The organism is Enterobacter sp. 2VL (assembly GCF_005503595.1).
GTDB classification, from domain to species: Bacteria; Pseudomonadota; Gammaproteobacteria; order Enterobacterales; family Enterobacteriaceae; genus Enterobacter; species Enterobacter cancerogenus.
Genome location: NZ_SCNE01000018.1, coordinates 1 through 16,413, shown reverse-complemented (window position 1 = coordinate 16,413; position 16,413 = coordinate 1). Strand labels below are relative to the sequence as shown.

Below are 16,413 nucleotides of genomic sequence, written 5' to 3'. Positions count from 1 at the left end.
CCAATACGTTTAATATTCATGTGGACACCTCCCCCTGGGAACTGAAGTTAACACCTCAGTCTGGCACTAATGATGCCGTAAGGTGGGAGGTGTCCATCACATCGGCCTACGTTTATGGATTTTGTAGGCCCGGTAAGCGCAGCGCCACCGGGCTTTCAGGCAAGGAGCACTCATGTCAAACTACCGTCGCCATTACGTCCCCGGCGGAACCTGGTTTTTCACCGTTAACCTGCAAAACCGCCAGAGCGATCTGCTCACCCGCCATATCCAAAGTCTGCGTGCTGCCACGGCAACGGTTAAACGTTCTAAACCCTTTCACATCAACGCCTGGGTCATCCTCCCGGAACACATGCACTGTATCTGGACCTTACCGGAAGGGGACTGCGACTTTTCCGGCCGCTGGCGCGACATTAAAAAGACCTTCAGCCGCAACATTGAGATGCGTCACATCTGGCAACCCCGTTTCTGGGAGCACACCCTGCGTAATGAGGAAGATTACCGGCGGCATATGGATTACATCTACATCAACCCGGTAAAGCATGGCTATGTCCGGCAGGTCGCCGACTGGCCGTTTTCAACCTTTCATCGTGATGTCGCCGAAGGGCTATATCCGGTGGACTGGGCGGGAGTGACAGACGATTTTATGGCGGGGGAGCGGAAGTGAAAAAAGCCGGGGGGCGGCTACGCCTTACCCGGCCTACAAAAGTACTACCCTGTAGGCCCGGTAAGCGCAGCGCCACCGGGCATAATCGCGACTCAGTCCTCAAAGAACCAATACCCGCTGTTCACCAGCGCGGACAGCATCGCAAGGAAGGAGGGATCTTCAAGCGCGTCACCGAAGATATCCGCCGTTAACACCATATGGCTGGCGATCGCCTCCAGGGCCGGACGGTGCGGGGAATCCAGCTTCTCGCCGTTGACGAAAACGTCCTCACCAATGCGCAGTACGCGTAAACCTCCCAGGCGAACCAGCTTGTCACCCTGTTGCAGCGCATCGTAAATTTCATCGGCCTGATACGGCGGCTCCGGCGGTGCGACGTCCAGCTCATGACGGGACTGGCTGACAAATTCGCCAAACCACTGCCTGAAATGTTCCGGCTCGTTGATCAGATCCAGCATCATGCCGCGCAGCTTATCCAGCTCCTCGGGCAGAATATCCGCCGGATGTTCACGCGCAGGCACATCCGGATCGCTGTAACGGTAGCTGCCCAGCTCGCGCTGTAAAACGTAGTCGGCAAAACCGCTGATCATCTCGCGACCGCTTGGCGCGCGGAACCCGACGGAATAGTTGAGGGAGTTCTCCAGGGAGTAACCCTCATGCGGGAATCCCGGCGGAATATAGAGGATATCGCCAGGCTCCAGCTCTTCGTCGATGATGGCCTCGAACGGGTCCACCTGAAGCAGGTCGGGATGCGGACAATGCTGTTTCATCGGCACTTTCTCACCCACACGCCAGCGGCGACGGCCAGTCCCCTGGATGATAAACACGTCATACTGATCCAGATGCGGACCTACGCCGCCTCCCGGCACCGAGAAGGAGATCATCAGATCGTCCATTCGCCAGTCGGGCAGGGCGCGGAACGGACGCATTAACGCCGCGGTCGGTTCGTGCCAGTTGTTTACCGCCTGAACCAGTAACGACCAGTTGTTTTCACCCAGGTGATCGTAGCTTTCGAAAGGACCATGGCTGACCTGCCATTTTCCGTCCTGATGGCTCACCAGACGGCTGTCCACTTCGTTTTCCATGGCCAGACCGGCCAGTTCGTCAGGGGAGATCGGGTCGACAAAATTGCTGATCCCGCGTTTCAGAACGACCGGGCGTTTTTGCCAGTAACGTTCGATAAACTCGGGCCAGTTAAGCGTTAAGTGATAATCCATGTTTTTTATTCCGCAGGCTCTTACTGAGACGGATTATAACGGAAGGACGGGAGCCTGCGTGCGAGATCATCGCTTTTTTCACATAACGGCTTAACTATTATCCGATGTGGGCTGCTGACGGCCAAAAATCACTTCCATTCGCGCGCCGCCGAGCAGGCTATCGCCGGTGTCTATCTTGCCATCGTATTGATCGACAATTTCGCGCGCGACGGATAATCCCACGCCCTGGCCGGGTCTCAGGGTGTCGGCCCGCTGTCCGCGATCGAAAACGAGGTCGCGTTTGTTATGGGGAATGCCCGGGCCATCGTCCTCGACGATAATATGCAGTTCGTTATCCGTCTGGCGGGCGGAGACCTCTACAAATTCCAGACAATACTTGCAGGCGTTATCGAGCAGGTTGCCCATCACTTCCATGAAGTCATTTTTCTCACCGACGAAGCTGATCTCCGGCGAGATATCCAGGCTGATGTCCACCCCTTTACGCTGGTAAACCTTGTTCAGCGCCGACGTCAGGTTATCCAGCAGCGGAGCGACCGGGTGCAGTTCTCGGCTGAGCAACGCGCTGCCGGAGCGCATGCTGGCCCGGTGCAGGTAGTAGCCAATTTGCTGGGAGATACGGCTGATTTGCTCCAGCATCACCGGCTCGGCTTCGTCGACGCTAAGCTTTTCGCCGCGCATCGACCGCAGCGTACTTTGCATCACCGCCAGCGGTGTTTTCAGACTGTGGGTGAGGTCGGTGAGGGTGGTGCGGTATTTATCATAGCGTTCCCGCTCGCTTTTCAGCAGACGGTTGAGGTTACGTACCAGGCTGGTCAGTTCGCGCGTGGTTTCGGGGTTAAGCTTCTCACGATGATGCTCTTCAAGCTCGCGAACCTCTTTCGCCAGCGACTCAATTGGTCGCAGGCTCCACCACGCGGCAATCCATAGAAGCGGGATCACCAGCAGCAGGTTGGCCGCCAGAACGTACACGAACCAGCTCCAGACCTTATAAGAGCGTTTAAGCTCAACCGGGATCGTGTCGATCACCACGATAGTCAGCTGTGGCATATTTATGGTGGCAGGATAGAGATTAATGGCGACGGAGTGGGTCATTTCTGTGCCGTCGTCATCCTCGCGGATCTCGTTCAGTTTTTGCTGCAAAGAACGATCGTCGCGCAGCAACACGCTGGAGGCGTTAAGGTCGGCCTCAATCTCATGAAAACCGTTTGTCTTGAGCCATTCCGGGCGAATACGCTTTTTCAGCCATGGGACATCGCGCTGGGCCCACAGCAGTTTGCCTTTTTCGTTATAAATCATCGCCAGCGTTGGACTTTGCTGGTTCAGGTGTTCAGGCATGTCCACGGTGATGTGGTTATCTTCCCACTTCGCCAGGGTGTAAAACAGGTTACTTTCGCCACGCAGCAGGCGGAAGGTCGTTTTATCAAAGCTCACGCTATAGCCGACCAGCGCCACCATCCCATAAGAGAGGGAGAGCACTAGCACCACGGCCGCGGTGGCCAGCAGAAAGCGAACCCGCAGAGAGAGGGGGAAAAGATGGCGTACGATCCCTTTCATTTAGCGTAATTCGAACAGATAGCCCTGACCACGCACCGTCGTGATCACATCCTGCGGATACTGTGCCTGAATTTTTTTGCGTAAACGTCCCATCAGCACGTCGATGGTGTGGCTTTCACGCAGCTCCGCATCGGGATAAAGCTGGAGCATTAAGGAATCTTTGCTGACGACCTTGCCGTTGTTGCGGATCAGCGTTTCCATAATCGTATATTCAAACGCGGTGAGTTTAATCACCTCATCGTTAATCGAGAATTCACGGCGAGAGAGGTCAACCTGGAACGGCGGCAGGGAGATAACCTGCGAGGCCAGCCCGCTGTTGCGGCGCAGCAGCGCCTGCATACGTGCGGCCACCTCTTCAATATGAAACGGCTTGGTGACGTAATCGTCCGCGCCTGCGCTGAGGACTTCTACTTTGTCCTGCCAGCCTTCACGGGCGGTCAGCACCAGCACCGGCAGGGAGACATCATGGCTGCGCCAGCGACGGATCAGCGACAGACCGTCCTCATCGGGCAAACCTAAATCGACGATGGCGATATCCGGCAGGTGTTCATTGAGATAATAATCCGCTTCTTTCGCATCTTCGGCATCGTCCACCTGATGTCCCATCTCCTGAAGCTGCACTTTCAGGTGGTGGCGTAGCAATGCGTTATCCTCAACAACCAATACGCGCATCATCTGTTCTCCCTAAATTAATGGTATGAATAGTTTAACGCCGATTATGTTGTTTTGGGGATAAACATTGAATAAACCAGTGAAAAGCAACCCCCTTTTCAGGCGAAAAGGGGGAAGGGAGATTACTTCAGCTCGTCAACCATGGTGGTTGCGCGGCCAATGTAATTGGCAGGAGTCATCGCTTTCAGGCGGGTTTTCTCTTCTTCCGGCAGTGCCAGACCATCGATAAACTGTTTCATGCCTTCTGCGTCAACGCGTTTACCGCGCGTCAGCTCTTTCAGTTTCTCATACGGTTTTTCAATGCCGTAGCGGCGCATAACGGTCTGAATCGGCTCCGCCAGCACTTCCCAGTTGTGATCCAGTTCGTCCAGCAGACGGTCGCGGTTCACTTCCAGCTTGCTCACACCCTTCAGGGTAGACTGATAGGCGATCAGCGCGTAGCCGATACCCACGCCGAGATTACGCAGCACCGTGGAGTCGGTCAGGTCGCGCTGCCAGCGGGAAACCGGCAGTTTGCTCGCCATGTGCTGCAGTACGGCATTCGCCAGGCCCAGGTTGCCCTCGGAGTTTTCGAAGTCAATCGGGTTAACCTTGTGCGGCATGGTGGAAGAGCCAATTTCACCGGCGATGGTTTTCTGCTTGAAGTGGTTAAGCGCGATATAACCCCACACGTCGCGATCGAAGTCGATCAGAATGGTGTTAAAGCGCGCGATGCAGTCGAACAGTTCAGCGATGTAGTCGTGCGGCTCAATCTGGGTGGTGTACGGGTTCCACTGAATGCCCAGAGAGGTCACGAACTCTTCGCTGAACTGATGCCAGTCCACTTCCGGGTAGGCGGCGATGTGGGCGTTATAGTTACCTACCGCGCCGTTGATTTTACCGAGGATCTCAACCTGTTCCAGCTGGCGATACTGGCGTTCCATACGGTACGCCACGTTGGCCATCTCTTTACCCATGGTAGAGGGAGTGGCTGGCTGGCCGTGAGTGCGGGAAAGCAGCGGAATATCACGGTACTCTACGGTCAGCGCTTTTACCGCATCAATGATTTTGCGCCAGTAAGGCAGCACCACGTCTTTGCGTGCGGTGGAAAGCATCAGCGCGTGTGACAGGTTATTGATGTCTTCAGAGGTGCAGGCGAAGTGGATGAATTCCGACACCGCCTGCAGCGCAGGGACGCTTGCCACTTTTTCTTTCAGGAAATACTCAACCGCTTTAACGTCGTGGTTGGTGGTGCGTTCAATTGTTTTAATGCGCGCGGCATCTTCTTCGCTGAAGTCGGCGACGATTTTATCGAGGTAATCGTTTGCCTGGGCGTCAAAAGCAGGAACTTCCTTGATTGCTGCCTGAGCGGCCAGCTTTTGCAGCCAGCGCACTTCTACCTGTACGCGGAACTTCAGCAGACCGTATTCGCTGAAGATCCCGCGCAGCGCGCTGACTTTATCGCCGTAGCGTCCGTCGACAGGGGAAACGGCGGTCAGTGAGGATAATTCCATAATTCGCAACTCCGGGAGGTTAACAATGAGCAAGAATTTGTTTTGCCTGAGTTGTCAGGCGTTGACGAGAAAACATTAACTGCAGGCGGCCACCGCCAACCTGATGCCACAGCACGGCGGCACGAATGCCAGCCAGCAGCGAAGCGCGAACTTTCGCCTGCACCTGTGGGCTTTGCAGAACGGCAGGGGAGCCGGTGACCTGAATACGCGGCCCCAGCGGGCTGATCACGTCGACATAAATACCGGCCATGGCGCTCAGCAGGGTTTCAGACTGCAGATCAAAGTGATCGAGCTGGCGTTGAAGCCCCGCGATGCGATCGCCCAGGGTATCCAGCGCACCTTTCGCGGCGCTGAGCTTACGCTCCAGCACCATCAGGCTTAAGGTGTAGCGAGTCAGTTCGGCGTTTAAACCCTGGCGACTGCTGGCATTGAGCACGCCGAGTAAGGTTTCAAGACCGAGGCGAAGGTTCGTCTCACTGCCGCCGAAAACCCCCAGCGTGGAGCCGGGGTTGAGGTCGATAACGCTGTTAAGTGAAACGTGCAGGGCGTCAGCGTCGCAATGACCCTGATGCGCTAACTGTTGCACCAGACGGGCTGACTGGCAAATTCCTGCCAGCGCCAGGGTGATGTCGTAATAGTTCTTCGCCACACGTTCTCCTTTATGTGTGCAATCGTGTTAAACAGCGGGCAGCGGCAGGCGCTGTTCAATGATCCCACCGCCCAGACAAATTTCACCGCTGTAAAACACCGCGGACTGGCCCGGCGTGACGGCGGCAACCGGCTCGTCGAAACGTACGTCAATGCGATCGTCGTCGAGCGCGGTGACGGTGCAGGGAATATCGGTCTGACGGTAGCGCGTTTTCACCGTGCAGCGCAGGGTGCCTTTTACCGGCTCGCGATCGACCCAGTGCAGCTGCTGCGCAATCAGCCCTACGGACATCAGGCGCGGATGGTCATGGCCCTGAGCGACAATCAGAATATTGTTTTCGACATCTTTGTCGACCACGTACCACGGATCTTCGCTTCCCTCTTTGGTGCCGCCAATACCCAGCCCTTTACGCTGACCAAGGGTATGGTACATCAGCCCCTGATGCTGGCCGATTTCGTCGCCGTCAACGGTGACGATTTTGCCCGGCTGTGCAGGGAGATAGCGCCCGAGGAATTCACGGAATTTACGCTCGCCGATAAAGCAGATGCCGGTGGAGTCCTTTTTCTTAGCGGTGATCAGGTCCAGCGCTTCGGCGATTTTACGCACTTCCGGCTTTTCCAGCTCGCCAACCGGGAACAGGCTTTGGGCAATCTGTTCGTGGCTTAGCGTATAAAGGAAGTAGCTCTGATCTTTATTGCCATCCAGACCGCGCAGCAGCTGGCTTTTGCCATTCACATCTGCACGACGCACGTAGTGGCCGGTCGCAATATAATCTGCGCCCAGGTCTTCAGCGGCGAATTCCAGGAAGGCTTTGAATTTGATCTCTTTGTTGCACAGAATATCCGGGTTTGGCGTGCGGCCCGCCTTATACTCTTCGAGGAAGAGTTCAAAGACGTTGTCCCAGTATTCTGCGGCAAAGTTAACGGTGTGTAGCTCAATGCCGAGCTTATCGCACACGGCCTGCGCATCGGCAAGATCCGCAGCAGCGGTGCAATATTCCTCGCCATCGTCTTCCTCCCAGTTCTTCATGAACAGGCCCTCCACCTTATAACCCTGCTGTTGCAACAGGTAGGCGGAAACGGAGGAATCGACACCGCCGGACATGCCGACGATCACTTTTTTCTGGCTGTTATCTGACATGGAATACTCACGACATTGAACTTCAAGGCGGCGTATTCTATCACGCCACCCCACCATTGACACCCTCTGTAAACGGCCAGTTAAACTCGCCGATAACCTCAAGCGGCAGGCGCGCGGCGGACTGCCAGCAGCGGATGCTTTCGGCAACCAGCGGGGAGCGCAGGTTTGGCGCGTTCAGGATCTCATCGGCAGTGACCCACAGGCAGCGATCGATATCGTCATCGTGCGGTTCAGTAGCGCATGTTTCGTTAAGTTCGACAGCGAATAAGAAACGCAGGAAAGGGGTATGGTCCGGGGCAATCCACTGGTGCATACGGACGAAATGCTGCGGTTCGGCGTGGATCCCTGTCTCTTCCCACAGCTCGCGTCTGGCAGCCTGTACCAGCGTTTCGTCGGCTTCAAGATGCCCGGCAGGCTGGTTCCACAGCGCCTTGCCGTTGATGGTCTCTTCAACGACCAGGAATTTGCCCTGCGCGTGCACCACGCAGGCGACCGTAACATGCGGTTTGAACATCATTTCTCCTTAAGGGGCAATGTCTCGCCATGCGCCGTTTGCCAGGGAATCCAGCGTGTAGCGACCCATGGCGTAGCGGATCAGGCGCAGCGTAGGGAAGCCAACGTGGGCCGTCATGCGGCGCACCTGACGGTTACGGCCTTCATAAAGGGTGATTTTGAGCCAGCTGGTCGGAATCGATTTGCGCTCGCGAATGGGCGGATTGCGCGGCCATAACCACTCGGGTTCGCTGACAAGTTCAACTCCGGCCGGAAGCGTGGGGCCATCGTTTAACGTCACGCCCGTGCGCAGTTTCGCCAGGGCGTCTTCATCCGGCTCGCCCTCAACCTGCACAAAATAGATTTTTCCGGTACGTTTCCCCGGCTGGGTGAGCGTCGCCTGAAGTGCGCCATCATTGGTTAAGACCAGTAAGCCTTCGCTATCGCGATCGAGACGACCGGCGGCGTAAACCCCCTGAACGGGGATGTAATCCTTGAGCGTGCTGCGTCCGGCTTCGTCAGTAAACTGCGGCAAAACATCGTAGGGTTTATTGAACAGAATCACCCGCGTTGGCTGGGTTTTCTTTGGGCTTCTGGTGGCTTGTTGTGAGCTGAATCGCTCAACCCGGTGTTTTCTAAAAGAAGTTTTCTTCATGGTATTTTCAGGCTGTATCAATTGCCGCATTATAGCCTAATAACGAAGACCTTTCATGGCGTCGGACAATCAGGTACTATCGGAAGGCTCATTACAATTTATTAACATAAGATCAGTAACAACCAGAAGCGCTCGAAGGAGAGGTTAATGGAAAGCAAAGTAGTTGTTCCGGCGGAAGGTAAAAAGATCACCCTGCAAAACGGCAAGATTAACGTTCCTCACAATCCAATTATCCCGTTCATCGAAGGTGACGGTATCGGTGTAGACGTTACCCCGGCAATGCTGAAAGTGGTTGATGCCGCTGTTGAGAAAGCCTACAAAGGCGAGCGTAAAATTTCCTGGATGGAAATTTACACCGGTGAAAAATCAACGCATGTTTATGGCCAGGATGTCTGGCTGCCAGCCGAAACGCTGGACCTGATCCGCGACTACCGCGTAGCCATTAAAGGCCCACTGACCACCCCGGTCGGCGGCGGTATTCGTTCCCTGAACGTCGCACTGCGTCAGGAGCTTGACCTGTACGTGTGTCTGCGTCCGGTCCGTTACTATCAGGGCACCCCAAGCCCGGTTAAACATCCTGAACTCACCGACATGGTTATCTTCCGCGAAAACTCAGAAGATATTTATGCGGGCATCGAGTGGAAAGCGGACTCTGCTGATGCAGAAAAAGTGATTAAATTCCTGCGCGAAGAGATGGGCGTGAAGAAAATTCGCTTCCCGGAACATTGCGGTATCGGCATCAAGCCGTGCTCCGAAGAAGGGACCAAGCGTCTGGTTCGCGCAGCCATTGACTATGCTATTACCAACGACCGTGACTCCGTGACCCTGGTTCATAAGGGTAACATCATGAAATTCACCGAAGGCGCGTTCAAAGACTGGGGCTACCAGCTGGCGAGCGAAGAGTTCGGCGGTGAGCTGATCGACGGCGGCCCATGGCAGAAAATCAAGAACCCGAACACCGGTAAAGAGATCATCATTAAAGATGTGATCGCCGATGCGTTCCTGCAGCAGATCCTGCTGCGTCCTGCCGAGTACGACGTTATCGCCTGTATGAACCTCAACGGTGACTACATCTCCGATGCGCTGGCTGCACAGGTTGGCGGTATCGGTATTGCGCCAGGCGCAAATATCGGTGACGAGTGCGCGCTGTTCGAAGCGACCCACGGTACTGCACCAAAATATGCAGGCCAGGACAAAGTGAACCCAGGCTCTATCATCCTGTCCGCAGAGATGATGCTGCGTCATATGGAATGGTTCGAAGCCGCAGACCTGATCGTTAAAGGTATGGAAGGCGCGATTAACGCGAAAACCGTAACTTACGATTTCGAACGTCTGATGGAAGGCGCGAAACTGCTGAAATGCTCAGAGTTTGGCGACGCGATTATCGCGAACATGTAATCCAGAGTATGGGTTAAAGAAGAACGGGAGCCGATGGGTTCCCGTTTTTTTATTAGTGTTCGGATAATTATCAAAACCGCTCATTCAAGCCAGGCCAAACACATCAACATAGCCCTTAAAAAAACAAAGCCATTCAACTTAAATGACCGGCATTAGGCCGGCGGGCTCCTTTCGCTTATCGCGCATCAGACCATTTAAATTAAGAGTTAACGATAGGTCATGGTAAATGACGCCGTGGCGCTCACCGAGCCTGATTGTGCATTCGCTGAGGTCATGTAATATGCGGCCTTGAAGGGAATATTGACGACCTCCCCTGGCGAGGCCGCCGTGCCATATTTGATAAGTTTGCCGAACTGAACGGGCGCATCGTTATATTTTAGCTGAATGCCCAGACCTTTTGCTGTCGAGTTGCTGTTTAACCCCAGTACGCCGTTGGCTGGATCGGCAAGCGGGCTGACGTTATCCAGAGTGACATTTACTGCGGTCTGTTCACTACAGATAAGCGGTATGGAAAACGTCACCGAATTTTGGGTGCTGCCCACGCCATTGAACTTCGGCAACAGCGCAATACCCATATTAATATTCAGGTTTTTATCTTCAATCTGACAGGATGCGGTGCTGATATTCATCGGCGAAAATATATACTTATAAAGCGGCAGGCGTTGAATGTTATTACTGACCGGCGTGCTGTATTCCATATTTAGCGTCAACGCGGGTATAGAGCCCGTTAATGGGGTGGTGCTGGTTTTGATCAGTTCAAAGGTATCTGTGAAGGTTGATACCCCATTCTGAAGGATCCCTCGCCTCCAGCTCGCGTTATTCAGGTTCATCCTGGAGACAAACTCGCTGGTTCCGGTAGTGCTGGAAAAGTTTTTCCATCGGATGCCGATGCCCGGGACCTCCGTCGCCCGAACGTTGGCCAACGGAGAGGCGCCATAATCCGCATTTGCTCCAGAGAGCTGAATAAACCATGAGCCATCGTATCCAATTTGCTGCCCCTCAGGGTCACATTTTATGGGATTACGGGTGGTTAGCGTTGCTAATACCGTCCCTACGGGCGCATCCCGCTGAACGACGATATTGTGATCGAAGTTGACCGTTACGTCGTTTGCAGAACACAGCGCAAAAGCATTCATAGAGATAGCGCAAACCATAGCAGCCGTCGCGATTTTAAATACGGTGGACATCATATGTTCCTTCATTTTAGGCGAGGCGTAAGCCTTCTCTCGCAAAAGTAATAATGCGAATCAACGCAATCAGAAAGTTAACGACATGTCGCGGTAGTACGATGAATTTTACCCGGTAATACGTTCAAGGTTATTTTGGCGCGGCAGGTTTTTGCTCCCCACTGTACCGTTATGCCATCACCGTCGTTCAGGCCACTCATATAGACTTCGCCGTCATTCCCCACAATGCTCATCGCATCGCTTTCGTTGAGCTTTACCATCGCGCCAAAGGGCACAGGCGTGTTCTGATACATCAGCGTTATCAAGGCACGGACTCCCGTTCGCGCCTTGAACGTAGCGCGTACCACGGCACCGCGCGTAGGCACAACCTTGACCACGGATTCGGCAACATCCACATCTGCTCCCAGTGAACCGGTGTCAATTGCAATACGGTTTTCCTGATAGGCACTGGCATAGGGCACCACTGCGTATCCGCGCCAGTCCGTTTTCACGCCGGGGTTATTGCGAACTCTCACGCCGGATGCACCCTGCGCTTCCAGTAGCACAACGGTATCTCCCAGCGGCTGAGAGAATGTCACGCCATGGTTATGGCCGACGATCCCACCCTGCAGGCCAAAATTCAGCTGGCTGTTCTGTCGACTGTGGTTGTAGCCCGCGCTCACGGTGCCGTAGCCGCCCTTATAGGTACCACTCAGAGAGCTTCTCGATTCCCCGCTCGACGAGGTATAACCCTGCTGGACCAGGTAGCTCAGGTTATTATCGGCGAGCGCGGTGCCGCTCAGTCCGACCTGGTGCGTCTCAGCGCCGTTCTTTTGCATATTCACGCTGTAGCTGGCCCAGCTTTGCGGCAGCCATTTGCTCAGCGGCACCTGCAAACTAAAGGCTACAATCTGATCTTTACGGTCTTTGCCCGGCGTTTCGCTGTAGGTGTAGCCGAGCGAGTAATTAATATCGCTAATACTGGTGTTAAAACCGGTGCTGACGTTGCGTTCATAGCCCCGCTTGCTCCAGTAGTCTTGTTGGTATGCCGAAATATAAAAGTTACCCCAGGTTTGTAGCGACTGGCTAAGGTTGAGCTGCAGGCGGCTCCGCTTGTTGTAGCGCTGGCTGCTAAATTCATTCACTTCCTGAAAGGTATAAAATCCCTCTGTAGAGTAGCGATAGCTGGCGAGCGTCACGGTGGTGTCGGTTGTGGCCACCGTTTTAGAATATTGCACGCGATAGGACTGTCCCCGGCTGCGGCGTTTTTTCTCATCAACGAGTTTGCTATCGGCAACGGTTATGTCGGCCGACAGTGAGCCTATATCGCCAAAGCTTAAGCCGGTACCCAGGACCCCGGACGCATAGTTACTCGCTCCCAGGAGGCCGCCGTACAGCGTGAGATTATTGGAGAGGCCATAGGCCATCGTGCCCAGACCGAATGAGGGCGTTTGGGCACCACTCTTCGTGGTTCGGTACTCTCCTCCGCTCAACGCATACTTTACGCGTCCTTCCCGCAACATGACGGGAACCGCAGAGAAAGGCTGCACAAAATGCTGGACGCTGCCGTCGGCTTCGGTGACGGTTACGTCCAGATCGCCGCTCGCCGACGTAGGATAGAGATCGCGAATTTCAAAGCTGCCGGGCGCCACGTAGGTTTGATAAACCGTGTAACCGTTTTGCTTCACGGTAACCGTAGCATTGGTGCGGGCTATCCCCCGAATGATAGGGGCGAAGCCGCGCAAGCTTTCCGGTAGCATCGTGTCGTCAGAAAAAATCTGCGCGCCGCGAAACATGACGCTGTCAAACACGTCGGCGGGAGTGCTGGTTTCCCCCAGTTGAAACTGCGCTCTCAAAAACTGGACGTCGCGGCTCAGGGTGGTATTCAGCGACGAAAATGACTGTTTTCCGTTGTTCTTCGTCGCGGTGCTGTAGTTACGCAGACGCCAAGGCCCAGCGTTAATGCCGCTTTGCAGGTTGGTGTAAAACTGATCCTGGGTTTCACCGTCCCTGCTCCAGTTGCGCGATCCATTGATGCTGTAATTGACCAGCAGTGCAGAAATGCCCTGATTCCAGAGCGACGTGTCAACGGTGCCGCGCGCGCGCGCGTTAAGCGCCGACTGAGGAATAGAGATATCCAGTCTCTGCTTGTCAAAATTCAGCCGGGTGGTGGCATCCGGTATAAATGCGCCGGGATCGGTAATAATGGCCTCGGCCGGCAGCATGGCTAATTCAGGAAATGCCTCAACCCTGGTGCCGAGTGATTCCAGCATTCCACGGTTAAGCTCAGGCGCCAACCCGACTCCGTTTACAGGTATAAAAGAGATATTTTCCGTTCGAATATAATTTTCATTAAGCCATATTTCTACCCTGTAGGTACCGGGTAACTGCTCTCCACGTTCGAAGCGTGCCAGATCGATGCCCTGGGACGTCGAGTGTGTTTTTTCAAGCGCATCGGCCATGAAATAAAGATCGCCTGCGGCTGCGGGAAACACGCCCAAAATAAAAGTCGCTATCGCCGAGAGTCGACTTGCGCGGTGTGGCAACGAACCAGAGAAAAATGTATTTCGAGAATAAGAAAAAGTATTCACCTTGCTTACCTGCGAGAGTGACATAGCGCGTTGATAATATTTTTCATTTCAGCGTTTGGCGCTTTTCTGTCGTGACGCCACCAAAATCATTTATGGCTTTCCAGCTAACCTGTTTTCCACGGCCAACCACCGTTTCGGAACTAAAGGGTGAAATCATTGGAGGCTGGGTAATAGTTTTATTGCCAACCTTTAATGAATAAAGCGAAACATAGAACGGCGTCGGGTTATTAATCACCAGACGTTCACCGTTGGGCTTGAACGTTAATTGAGTCCATGCCTCATCTGCTTTTTGTGACGCCAAGGCCGCAGGTCGGAAAAAAAGCTTCATCCGCGTCTTAACGGCAATCAGCAGTCGATTTTCATCTGAACGGGTCATTGAAGGAATAGACTTAACGTTAAGCCAAAAAACAGATTCGTGATTTTCAGGGAGCCCTTTCTCGCCTGTATAAATGACTCGCAGCGCATTTTCATGGCCACCATCGAGGCGGAAAAGCGGCGGTGTCACAATAAAAGGAACCTGCTCTTTTGAGTTCTCACTTAACTCAACCCATGACTGAATTAAATAGGGTACAGCATCCTGACTATTGCTCACAGGGAGTGAGGCTTCGTTTTCAGTCTCATTATAAACTAAGCGAGTTCCGCCGACGGTAATGCTGGCCTGACCCATCATGGAGAACAAGCAAGCGCTTAATAATACAATCGTTCGAATAAGTTGACTCATCCTTCTTCCCCGACATTTCAGCAAGAGACAACAGGGCGCACCTAAGGTACGCCCGGCGTATTACTGATAGGTAATGGTAAAATCTGATGTTGCGTTTGCAGTACCCGCAACCACGGCAGCCTGCGTCGCCTTATATTTCGCCACGAAAGTCATCTTATTACTGTTAGCGGCTTCTTCGCCTGCGCTAGTGTCAAGCGTGATGCTCCTGGATTGGGTAGCCAGCGGAATCGCGGTGATGCCATCTTCTTCATAAAACGCAACGCCAACGCCTTTCGCCGTTTGACCGCTATTCAGCGCAAGAATATTGGTGTCCGAACTGTCCGCATTACCATCAAACTTGATGGAGGCAGAGGTCACGGCCGCAGGGCAGTTGTTTAACACAATGCTGAAGCGGGTTGCGGCAGCAACGGCCCCGGCCGCGTTGAACGAGCTTTTCGGGATTTTGCCGAGATTGACGGTTTGATTTGCCGTATTGGTATCAATCGTACAGGCCGAATCCAGAATGGTACCGGTAAAATTGATCTGTCCATCGGCTGCGACGGCTGCAAAAGTAATTCCAGAAACGGCTGCAGCCGCGACCATATTTCGAAAGACACTACTTAACTTCATTTGCATAGCTATATATCCTCAGGATTGAAGGTATCTGCGCAAAATTAAATTTTGCGCAGGAAGGGCGGAACAAGGCCGCAAAATAAGAGTTTTTCGTTCGAGGCAATGAATGATGATTATTTATCTATTAGCACCTCAGGTTTTGCGTTGATAAAAGTAAAATAAGCTGTTTCATCTCCAGTCCATTGCCTAATGCCAGACGATTTCGCACGTAGTAATTCTTATTGGTTTCATATTTATTTCTTATCCGATACTGGCTCGTCGATTGATCATAAACCCTCAGTAGAAAATCTAAATGGTCGTCTGACAGTCGCATCGATAGCCTCTGGTAAAGCACGTCTTTTAATACGCATGGACTTTCTGTTGTCCAATATTTAGAGGCGCGCTCGCACAATTGCTTAAGATCTTTAAGCGTGGTGACGAGTCGGAAAAATTTTAAAAAAACATTCTCCGCATTATCCTCTGGCGCAATAAAATAGGTTAGTCGTAATAACCCTCTTGCCGCGAGTCGGTAATAGAGCCATCGGATGTTCTCGCTATTCTCTCCTATCGTATCGATAAGAATGTAGGACTTGTCCAGGATGGTCGCGCTTACTAAAAATTCCAACCGGTTGTCAAAGTAGAATACTTCCCCCCTGGCTGAGGTCAACGAAGTAATTGCCTGCCTCATTGGGAAGTTTCGTGAAAAAACTAATAGCGCCGTCAAAATTCATTCCTTATGTAATTTTTCATTGTCATTGTGAAGAAGGTTTGAAAACATATATGCGCTCTAAAGATTCGCAGTCTATTTTGTACGCTTTCCCATACATTCTTGTAAAAGGGTATCGTTCAAAGCCCACGGTATTAAACGCGTTCTGGATTTTTTTCATCATGGACAACAAATAGGATTTCGAGCACCGGAGTCCATAATCATCAAAAACGTGTACGATAATGTCATTATCGTACACAATTTCACTATCCATCCCCGCCAGGAGATACTCGAACAGTCTCGCTTTCGTCGTACCGAATCTTTTAATACGTCCATTCTTGGTATTGATAAGCGTTCTTGTTGAAAGCCGATACTCAAGATGTTGGAAAATCGTGTATCCATACAGAAGCTCGTCAGAGACAAAAGGCACAAAGACTCCTTAGAAGTTTATCTTTCCCATTTCCATGTCGGCGCCTTCTCCATTCGAAAGGTTTTCGGTGTTCATCTGATGCAATGAAATGTTATTAAAATGGAGAAAATGTGACAATGGGACTAATTTATCAAAGCAAAACACTGCAAGAGGTATTGGGTGCGACACAAAAATCCATTTAGTGAGATTTTTTAAGTTTAAAAACATAGATGTTGCATTGATGTTTCTGGGTAACGCATCGTAAAACATAAAATTTACAAAATTATATTTAACTAAA

Annotated in this window: 15 protein-coding genes; 2 read left to right on the top strand and 13 right to left on the bottom strand. The window is 52.7% G+C overall.

The genetic code is table 11. The features are described from left to right. Positions 1–172 precede the first annotated feature (172 nt). Positions 173–664 carry an REP-associated tyrosine transposase gene (locus FFS28_RS21550; RefSeq protein WP_137903917.1) on the top strand — a complete coding sequence of 164 codons (492 nt, stop codon included), beginning with the start codon at positions 173–175 and terminating at the stop codon, positions 662–664. A 92-nt stretch (positions 665–756) separates the two neighbouring features. On the opposite strand, the gene FFS28_RS21545 is transcribed toward FFS28_RS21550, so the two are convergent. The 8 genes from FFS28_RS21545 to rluE all read right to left on the bottom strand — a co-directional run bounded on the left by FFS28_RS21545 (position 757) and on the right by rluE (position 8,563). Continuing rightward, positions 757–1,878 (bottom strand): ribosomal protein uL16 3-hydroxylase, encoded by a 1,122-nt coding sequence (locus FFS28_RS21545; protein ID WP_137903916.1) that lies wholly within the window; start codon positions 1,876–1,878, stop codon positions 757–759. 90 nt (positions 1,879–1,968) lie between these two features. Next, a complete protein-coding gene (gene phoQ, locus FFS28_RS21540; protein ID WP_137903915.1) occupies positions 1,969–3,432 on the bottom strand; it encodes a two-component system sensor histidine kinase PhoQ in 1,464 nt (487 codons plus the stop codon). Continuing rightward, a complete protein-coding gene (gene phoP, locus FFS28_RS21535; protein WP_042320504.1) occupies positions 3,433–4,104 on the bottom strand; it encodes a two-component system response regulator PhoP in 672 nt (223 codons plus the stop codon). It lies immediately after the preceding gene. A 122-nt stretch (positions 4,105–4,226) separates the two neighbouring features. Further along, positions 4,227–5,597: an adenylosuccinate lyase gene (purB, locus tag FFS28_RS21530; RefSeq protein WP_006174750.1), complete on the bottom strand. Its 1,371-nt coding sequence runs from the start codon at positions 5,595–5,597 to the stop codon at positions 4,227–4,229. Positions 5,598–5,616: 19 nt separating this feature from the next. Next, positions 5,617–6,246: a high frequency lysogenization protein HflD gene (hflD, locus tag FFS28_RS21525; protein WP_006174752.1), complete on the bottom strand. Its 630-nt coding sequence runs from the start codon at positions 6,244–6,246 to the stop codon at positions 5,617–5,619. A gap of 27 nt (positions 6,247–6,273) precedes the next feature. Next, a complete protein-coding gene (gene mnmA, locus FFS28_RS21520; RefSeq protein ID WP_006174754.1) occupies positions 6,274–7,386 on the bottom strand; it encodes a tRNA 2-thiouridine(34) synthase MnmA in 1,113 nt (370 codons plus the stop codon). A 40-nt stretch (positions 7,387–7,426) separates the two neighbouring features. Continuing rightward, the gene (locus FFS28_RS21515; protein ID WP_137903914.1) at positions 7,427–7,900 is read right to left on the bottom strand and encodes an NUDIX hydrolase; all 474 of its coding nucleotides are present in this window, start codon (positions 7,898–7,900) and stop codon (positions 7,427–7,429) included. 9 nt (positions 7,901–7,909) lie between these two features. Continuing rightward, positions 7,910–8,563, bottom strand: a complete 654-nt coding sequence (gene rluE / locus FFS28_RS21510; protein ID WP_088207485.1) for a 23S rRNA pseudouridine(2457) synthase RluE — start codon at positions 8,561–8,563, stop codon at positions 7,910–7,912. Between the two features lie 117 nt (positions 8,564–8,680). Here rluE and icd point away from each other — a divergent pair, with 117 nt between their 5' ends. After that, entirely contained in the window at positions 8,681–9,931 is a 1,251-nt protein-coding gene (icd, locus tag FFS28_RS21505) for an NADP-dependent isocitrate dehydrogenase (RefSeq protein ID WP_006174760.1), read from the top strand. A gap of 206 nt (positions 9,932–10,137) precedes the next feature. Here icd and FFS28_RS21500 read toward each other — a convergent pair whose 3' ends face one another. From FFS28_RS21500 to FFS28_RS21755, 5 genes are all read right to left on the bottom strand, one after another. Next, positions 10,138–11,121 (bottom strand): fimbrial protein, encoded by a 984-nt coding sequence (locus tag FFS28_RS21500; RefSeq protein WP_227658147.1) that lies wholly within the window; start codon positions 11,119–11,121, stop codon positions 10,138–10,140. Positions 11,122–11,195: 74 nt separating this feature from the next. After that, the gene (locus tag FFS28_RS21495) at positions 11,196–13,559 is read right to left on the bottom strand and encodes a fimbria/pilus outer membrane usher protein (protein ID WP_137903913.1); all 2,364 of its coding nucleotides are present in this window, start codon (positions 13,557–13,559) and stop codon (positions 11,196–11,198) included. Between the two features lie 172 nt (positions 13,560–13,731). After that, positions 13,732–14,409, bottom strand: coding sequence for a fimbrial biogenesis chaperone (locus tag FFS28_RS21490; protein ID WP_137903912.1), 678 nt, complete (start codon positions 14,407–14,409; stop codon positions 13,732–13,734). A gap of 60 nt (positions 14,410–14,469) precedes the next feature. Next, on the bottom strand, positions 14,470–15,024 hold the full coding sequence (locus FFS28_RS21485) for a fimbrial protein (RefSeq protein ID WP_137903911.1): 555 nt from the start codon (positions 15,022–15,024) through the stop codon (positions 14,470–14,472). A gap of 1,121 nt (positions 15,025–16,145) precedes the next feature. Further along, positions 16,146–16,413, bottom strand: a 268-nt coding sequence (locus tag FFS28_RS21755) for a hypothetical protein (protein ID WP_212743985.1), incomplete at its 5' end; no start/stop codon positions are given.